The sequence below is a fragment of the Variovorax sp. P4_D9 genome, assembly GCF_056401695.1.
The window spans coordinates 1-1,827 of record NZ_JBFUIU010001279.1 but is presented as its reverse complement, the minus strand read 5'-3'; the positions used below and the strand labels follow the sequence as shown (position 1 = coordinate 1,827).

Sequence of the window (1,827 nt, the reverse complement as noted above, 5' to 3'; positions counted from 1 at the left end):
ACGCGCACCTGTATTGCTGCGGCCCGACGACGCTGATGGAAGCGTTCGAACGCGCGGCGGCGACACGTGAGCCCAGTACGGTCCACGTCGAATGGTTCAAGCCGCGGCCCGTTGCCGCCAGCTCGACCACAGGTTCGGCTGCGGACGGCGAGTTCGTGGTGAAGCTCGCGAACAGCGGCGTCATGCTGACGGTTCCACCGCAAAAGTCAATTCTCGACGTGCTCATCGAAGCTGGAATCGCCGTGCAGCACTCTTGCTGCGACGGCGTCTGCGGCACCTGCGAGACCCGCGTGCTCGAAGGCGTTCCAGATCACCGGGATTCGGTACTTCTCGGTGAGGAAGCCAGCGCAACCGATCGAATCATGGTCTGCGTTTCGCGTTGCGCCGGAGCCTCGCTCACCCTCGATCTCTAGTGCTGCTTCTGACTGCCAGATTCTAGGCAGCCTACAAATCACAACCAACGGAGACATCAATGCATCGTCGTTTTCTTCACTCTCTGATCTCGCTCACCGGCGCCGTTGCATTCGGACTCGCATTCGGTACGACGGCCCTTGCGCAGGAAACCGTCAAGGTCGGACTACTGTTCACCTACTCCGGCGCATCGGGCATGACCGGCCAGCTCAGCGACAACACCATCAAGCTGTTCCAGCAAAAGCATGGTGCAACCGTTGGCGGGAAGAAGATCGAGTTCGTCAAGCGAGACACTACCGGCCCGAACCCGGAGGTCGCCAAACGCCTCGCCCAGGAGCTCATTGTTCGCGAGAAAGTCCAGATCCTCATCGGACCCGATTTCACGCCAAATGCGCTGGCGGTTGCGCCCTTGGTCACGGAGGCGAAGGTGCCGACTTTCCTGACGGGCGCGGCCACCGGTGGCATTGTCGGTGAGAAGTCGCCCTACTACATACGCACCTTCTTCTCGATCCCGCAGGCCGTCAGGCCAATGGCTGAGTGGGCGCACAAGAATGGTGTGAAGAAGCCGTACGTGCTGGTGGCGGATTTCGGACCGGGGCACGACACCGAGGCCACATTCACCAAGGCGTTCACTGAACTGGGCGGGACGCTGGCCGGGACCGGTCGTGTACCGGTGCGCAGTCCGGAGTTCTCGAGCTACATGCAGCGGATCAAGGATGCTCAGCCGGATGCCGTTTTCGTCTTCATGCCGATCGGTGAACTGGTGCCGCAATTCCTCAAGGCCTACGCCGATTCGGGCCTCAAGAACACCAACATCAAGCTGCTTGGCACCGGTGACCTGACCGACGAAAGCGTGATCGACGCTGCCGGCGATGCGGGCCTGGGTGTCGTCACTTCGGGGGTCTATTCGGCGGCGCATGACTCAGCTGCCAACAAGCAGTTCGTAGCCGACTACGTGGCTCAATTCGGCAAGTCACCTCGCGTGACCGCATCCAGCGTCGCCGTATGGGRCGCGATGCGCCTCATCTACGACGGCATCGCAGCGCAGGGGAACGCCGCTTTTGACGCAGACAAGTTCATGGCCTTCGTCAAGGGGCGTTCCATCGAGAGCCCTCGCGGCCCGATCACCGTTGACAAGGGCAATGGCGACATCACGCAGAACGTCTACATCCGACGGGTCGAGAAGCGCGACGGCATGATGCAGAACGTCGAAATCGCGACGACCAAAGACGTTCCGGCCAAGTGACCGGCGCTCATTGAACGCCGACCCAGACCACCTCTGAGCACGACGCCATGACTGCGCTATTGACCATCCTCTTCAACGGGATCGCGTACGGCGTACTGCTGTTCATCATCGCGGTCGGCCTGTCCGTCACGATGGGGATGATGCAGTTCGTGAACCTCGCACAAGTGAGC

The 1,827-nt window shown here is 61.2% G+C and carries 2 protein-coding genes and 1 pseudogene; all 3 read left to right on the top strand.

Translation table 11 applies throughout. From position 1 onward, the window contains the following. The coding region (locus AC1DY5_RS53935; protein ID WP_478122409.1) for a 2Fe-2S iron-sulfur cluster-binding protein at nt 1–413 on the top strand (413 nt) is incomplete at its 5' end. 59 nt (nt 414–472) lie between these two features. Continuing rightward, nucleotides 473–1,657, top strand: coding sequence for an ABC transporter substrate-binding protein (locus AC1DY5_RS53930; protein ID WP_478122408.1), 1,185 nt, complete (start codon nt 473–475; stop codon nt 1,655–1,657). A gap of 47 nt (nt 1,658–1,704) precedes the next feature. Further along, nucleotides 1,705–1,827 (top strand): annotated as a pseudogene (locus AC1DY5_RS53925) (branched-chain amino acid ABC transporter permease); the annotation flags it as partial.